Annotated in this window: 6 protein-coding genes; 2 read left to right on the top strand and 4 right to left on the bottom strand. The window is 74.0% G+C overall.

The features are described 5' to 3' along the window. Positions 1-86: 86 nt before the first annotated feature. Genes AX737_RS04965 through AX737_RS04955 form a run of 3 tightly spaced genes read right to left on the bottom strand, consistent with a single transcriptional unit; the run spans position 87 to position 1753 of the window. On the bottom strand, positions 87-296 hold the full coding sequence (locus AX737_RS04965; protein WP_066919460.1) for a hypothetical protein: 210 nt from the start codon (positions 294-296) through the stop codon (positions 87-89). Between the two features lie 56 nt (positions 297-352). Then, the gene (locus tag AX737_RS04960) at positions 353-592 is read right to left on the bottom strand and encodes a hypothetical protein (RefSeq protein WP_066919458.1); all 240 of its coding nucleotides are present in this window, start codon (positions 590-592) and stop codon (positions 353-355) included. 42 nt (positions 593-634) lie between these two features. Further along, positions 635-1753 carry a PAS domain-containing protein gene (locus tag AX737_RS04955; RefSeq protein ID WP_082772886.1) on the bottom strand — a complete coding sequence of 373 codons (1119 nt, stop codon included), beginning with the start codon at positions 1751-1753 and terminating at the stop codon, positions 635-637. 351 nt (positions 1754-2104) lie between these two features. On the opposite strand from AX737_RS04955, the gene AX737_RS04950 reads away from it, so the two are divergent. Further along, positions 2105-3013, top strand: coding sequence for a LysR family transcriptional regulator (locus AX737_RS04950; RefSeq protein ID WP_066919456.1), 909 nt, complete (start codon positions 2105-2107; stop codon positions 3011-3013). 132 nt (positions 3014-3145) lie between these two features. Continuing rightward, positions 3146-3463 (top strand): hypothetical protein, encoded by a 318-nt coding sequence (locus AX737_RS04945; protein ID WP_197430465.1) that lies wholly within the window; start codon positions 3146-3148, stop codon positions 3461-3463. A gap of 113 nt (positions 3464-3576) precedes the next feature. Here AX737_RS04945 and AX737_RS04940 read toward each other — a convergent pair. Continuing rightward, positions 3577-4842: right-handed parallel beta-helix repeat-containing protein (locus AX737_RS04940; RefSeq protein ID WP_197430464.1), on the bottom strand; the 1266-nt coding region annotated here is incomplete at its 5' end.

The raw sequence follows: 4842 nt of genomic DNA, 5'->3' as shown, positions 1-4842 counted from the left end.
GGAGGCCCCTTCTGGCGGCCCCGGCCCGGCCGGCTCCGGCGGGGCCGCGTCGGCGGGACGGTCGGGGGACGTGGCGGCCATCCGCCTCAGCCCTCCCGGCGTCCCTCGAAGGGGCCCGCCTCGCCCCGCTCGCGCGCCTCGGCCTCCGTGCCGGCCCGCTCCATCGGTCCGTCGGTCGCGCGCACCTGCCCGGTCGCGGCGTCCCGCGGCGAGATCGCGGCCCCCTGGGGCTCCGGCCCCCCGGCAGGCCGGCGCCGGGCCTGCATGTCGGTGTCCTCGCGCGTGGATCCGCCCATCGATCGTCTCCGTCCTGTCCTACCGGGCCAACGCCCGGGAGGCGCGAGCGGTGCCCTCAGGCGTCGTCCTCCGGTGCGAAGACCTCCCCCGCCTCGGCCAGGCGCACGTCGGCCTCGTCGGCCGGGAGGGCTTCGAGGTCGCGGTACTCCGTCAGCAGGCGGCGCAGATCCGCCGTCGCCGGCTCCGCGCGTCCCACCAGCAAGTCGGCGACCCGCGCCTCGGCCTCCCTCCCGGACAGGCCCTCCGCCGCGACCGCGCTCGCGATCGCCGCCCGCTTCTCCCGCAGCCCGCTCATCCCCGCTCCTCCTTCGTCGGCGCCCGCCGTCAACGTCTGGCGTCAACGTCTGGACAGCGCGATCGCACCCGTCTCCGTCAGCGTGAAGACGATGCCGTGCGCGCGCAGGGCCGCCACCGCCGCCGCCTGCGCCCGCCCGGAGGCGGCGCCGTCCCCGTCCTCCAGGCGGCGGATGGTGGAGAAGGAGAGCCCGCTCGCCCCGGCGAGCTGCTGCATCGACCAGTCGAGCAAGGCGCGGCCCGCCCGCAGGTGCGCTCCGGTCACGAGGCGGTCCAGCCCGTCCCGGACCGGCCCGGCCAGGCAGCCGGTCGCGCGCGCGTCCAGGACGAGCGGCGCGACGTAGTTCGTCCAGCTCTCGACGGCTCCGGCGGCGTCGCGCATCGGCACCATGACGAATCGGTACGGGACGACCTCGCCGCCCGCCAGGACGAGGCGCGGCTGCGTGTGGACGACCCGCCCGGAGAGGTAGAGCGCGCGGCCGTGGTCGCGCCAGCGCGCGCGCTCCTCCTTCAGCACCGGCAGGGTCGGCTCGCCGAGCAGTTCGGCCTTCGGCAGCCCGACGAGTTCCAGCCATTCCTCGGAGAAGTCGGTGTAGGGGTAGACCCGGCTCGACGAGGTGAAGGCGCGGACCTCCTCGAAGATCGCGCGCCTGTGCCGCTGCTCGGCCTCGCGGGCGCGGGCCAGCGCCGCGTGGTCGCTCACGTCGATGAGGACGCCCATCGCCTGTCGCGGGCGCCCGTCCGGATCGACGACCACCTCGCCCCGGCTCATCACGGTGCGCAGGGACCCGTCGGGCCGGATGATCCGGAATGTCCGCTGCGCCACCCGTCCGGTCTGCAGCATCTCCGAGCCGGAGGTGACGCCGGGCCGGTCGTCCGGGTGGACCAGCGCGAGCAGGAGCCCGTAGGCCGCCCGCGCGCTCTCCGGTTCGAGGCCGAGGATCCGGAACAGGCCCGGCGACCAGACGTGCGTGTCGGTCGCGAAGGTCCACGCCCACGTGCCCGTCAGGCCGAAGCCCTCGACCATGCGCAGCACCTGCTCCGGGGCGAGGCCGCCGAGGGGCTCCGCGAACTCCCGCGGTGCGGCCCCACGCGACGGGGCGCCGGCGTGTTCGGACGTCCTGTCGAACAGATCGCGGTGCGTGTCGGCAGTCCGGTGCATGCGTGATGGATGATCCTGCAGGTCAGGCACGACCCTAGGCTGTCATCCGACCGTGGGAAATCCGTAAATCACCCGCGGATGCGCGCAGAGGTCGTATCCGGCACGACGGGATGGAATGCCTGAGTTTGGCCCTCGGCGCGTTCGACCTGAACATCCAGAGGCGGTCCTGTCGGCGCCGGTCCGAATACGTGGCGCCGCGACGGCATTTCGCCGCGACATCCCGCCCCCGGCCTCTCGCGCCCGGCCTCTCTTGCCCGGCGGGGCGGAGCCTGGGCCGGGACGTCGCCGCGCTGTAGAAGCGGCCCGACCCCGCGGGCGTTCCCGCGCCGGGACGACCCGGGACCCTGCGAGATGCTGGCGCCTGCCATCCTGCGGCGGCTCGACCTGACGACGCTGCGCCTGTTCGTGGCGGTGTGCGAGGAGGGCAGCCTGACCCGCGCCGCGCGGCGCGCCGCGATCGCGCCCTCCGCCGTGAGCAAGCGGCTGGCCGAGCTGGAGCAGACCCTCGGCGTCGAGCTCCTCGAGCGTGGCGCGCGCGGCATGGGCGTGACGCCCGCGGGCGAGACCCTGCTGCACCACGCCCGGCGCATGCTGCGCAACGCCGAGCAGATCGCCCTGGAACTCGCCGAGCACGCCAAGGGGGTGCGGGGCATCGTCCGGATGCTCGCCAACCTCTCGGCCATCGTGCAGTTCCTGCCCGAGGACCTGCGCGCGTTCCTGGCGGCGCAGGGCGCGATCAAGATCGACCTGGAGGAGCGTCCGAGCGGCGGCGTCGTGCGGGGCGTGGCCGAGGGTGGGGCCGAGATCGGCATCTGCGCGGGCAGCGTTCCGACGCTGGGCCTCGACGCCACGCTCTACCGGCGCGACCGGCTCGTGGTGGTGATGCGCCGCGGCCACCCGCTCGCGGGTCGGGACGAGCTCGCCTTCGCGGAGACCCTCGGTTACGATTTCGTCGGCCTGCACGCCGAGAGCTCGATCTACGGCAGCGTCCGGGCCGAGGCGCAGAGCGCCGGCCGGCCCCTGCGGCTGCGGGTGCACGTGCCTGGCTTCGACGCGGTCTGCCGCATGGTGCAGGCCGATATGGGGCTCGGCGTGGTGCCGCGGGGCGTGTTCGGCCTGTTCGGCGGCGCCACGGACCTCGTGGCGGTGCCGCTCTCGGACGCCTGGGCCCACCGCACGCTGCAGATCGTCACCCGGCCAGGGCCCCTCACCCCCGCCGCGAGCCTTCTGCGCCTCCACCTCGCTGCGCCGCCGGATTGAGGCGGCCGCGTGTCCGAAAAGCGGAAGCCGCCCGCAAGACGATTCTTGCGTGCCGCATTCTTGCCACAGTGCGGAAAGCGCTGCAGTATCGAGGGCGGACGCCGAATCACCAAGTGATGGAGGCACGCTCCCATGTCCGTCATCGAAACACGCAGGGCTTCGTCCGAGTTGGCCTCGTCCGAGTCGGCCTCGTCCGCGTCGGCCCCGTCGGAGCTCACCGCGACGCCGCGCGAGCGGCGCGCCCGGGCGGCCGCGCACGCCAACCAGCTGCGGGCGCTGGCCTGGATCGCCCTGCGGGACGGGGCGCCGCACGGCGCGATGCGGGCGGCGACCGCCCGTACGGCGGCCCGGCGCATCCTGCAGCATGAGCGCCGCGCCGCCCTGCTCAACCGCGCCCTGGCGCAGGCGCTGGAGGCGCTCGTCGAGGAGCAGGCCGACCTCGTCGGCTGAGGGCTCCCGACGGTCCCGAACCCGTCCTACACGTCGCCGCCCGGGCGATGGCGGGCCCGCACTCCGCAGGCCCGCGAGGCGGCCGCCGGAGCCCCGGCGGCCGCCCTCTTGCGTCAGCTCCAGGAGAACGCGTTGTGGTAGGCGGCCATCGGCGCCTCCCCGGTGATCTCGCTCGCCTGGAAGGTACCCCCGAAGGCCTCGTCCTGGATGCCGCCGCCGTAGACGACGTTCCCGGGCGCGGCCGCGTTCTGGTAGGCCGCGTTGGTGATGGTCGAGTCGTCGGCCAGCGTGAAGATCAGCGAGCCCGACAACGGCGTTCCGCGGCCGGCATGGCTGTCCGCGAAGTTGTCGAACGAGCGCACGTCGTCGAAGGTGTTGCCGCTGCCGTAATCCGAGAAGGCGCCGTTGCCCATGCGGACGGTGTCGACGTTGCTCACGTGGACGCCGGTGCCGCCCTCGACGATGACCCCGACGCCGGAGGGCGAGTTGTTGCCGTCGATGAGGCCGTTGGCGATCGTGACGTTGTTCGATCCGATGTTGACGTTGTCCTCCGTCCAGGAGGTCTCCAAGTCGTTGTAGTTGTAGAAGTCGGTCAGGCTGCTGTTGTCGGAGCGGTTGAACTGCACCAGCTGCCCGCGCGGATAGGGGCCGCGCATGTTGTAGCCCTCGATCCCCTGGAGCGTGGCGTTCGGCGAGTCCTGAAGGTAGAGGCCCGTCGAGGCGTCGCGCACCGTGACGTGGCTCACCGCCGCGCCCGGCGATTCGAACAGCCCGATGCCGTACTGCTCGGGATCGGTGTTGGGGCCGGAGGCCGGAGCCCCGGCATTGATGATCTCGACGCCGTCGACCGTCAGGTTTTGCGAGCCGATCGCCTCGATGCCGGAACCGCCCTGGTCGGTCCCGTTGTAGTGGATGCGGACGTTGCGGATGGTGACGTTCGCGTCGCCGTCGAGCTCGATGCCGGGCCCGTCGGCGTAGATGTCGAGGTTCTCGATCACGTCCCCGCTCTGCGCCTGGATCGTGCCGTCGTGACGGGTGAGCCCCGCCGCGGAGACGGGGGCGGCGGGATCCGTGCCGGTCAGCAGGGCCGCGGCGTCGACGTCGGGTGTCGCGGGCGCGACGGGTGTCACGGGTGCGACGGGCGCCGCCTCGGTCGGGGGAACGCTCGCGGACCCGCTTGGGCCCGCCTCCGCGGAGGTCTCCGGGGCGGCGACCACGACGGGCTCGAGCGGGGCGGCCGGGGTCGTTTCCAGCGTGGTCCCGGCGGGCGTGGCGGCCGGGGTCGTCGCTGGATCGGTCGCTGCGAGGTCGTCGGCGGGCGCGTCCGGCGTGGCGGCGGGGGGTGTCCGGTCGGAGCCGGCGCTGCGCCAGTCCCGCTC

The sequence above is a fragment of the Methylobacterium sp. CCH5-D2 genome (assembly GCF_001556475.1).
In the GTDB taxonomy this organism is placed as follows: domain Bacteria; phylum Pseudomonadota; class Alphaproteobacteria; order Rhizobiales; family Beijerinckiaceae; genus Methylobacterium; species Methylobacterium hispanicum.
This window is presented reverse-complemented; position numbering and strand designations above follow the sequence as displayed.

What these genes read in the sequence shown, in the direction of transcription:
- AX737_RS04965 (WP_066919460.1), bottom strand. Translation starts at nt 296, where the DNA reads ATGGGCGGATCCACGCGCGAGGACACCGACATGCAGGCCCGGCGCCGG.
- AX737_RS04960 (WP_066919458.1), bottom strand. Translation starts at nt 592, where the DNA reads ATGAGCGGGCTGCGGGAGAAGCGGGCGGCGATCGCGAGCGCGGTCGCG.
- AX737_RS04955 (WP_082772886.1), bottom strand. Translation starts at nt 1,753, where the DNA reads ATGCACCGGACTGCCGACACGCACCGCGATCTGTTCGACAGGACGTCC.
- AX737_RS04950 (WP_066919456.1), top strand. Translation starts at nt 2,105, where the DNA reads ATGCTGGCGCCTGCCATCCTGCGGCGGCTCGACCTGACGACGCTGCGC.
- AX737_RS04945 (WP_197430465.1), top strand. Translation starts at nt 3,146, where the DNA reads ATGTCCGTCATCGAAACACGCAGGGCTTCGTCCGAGTTGGCCTCGTCC.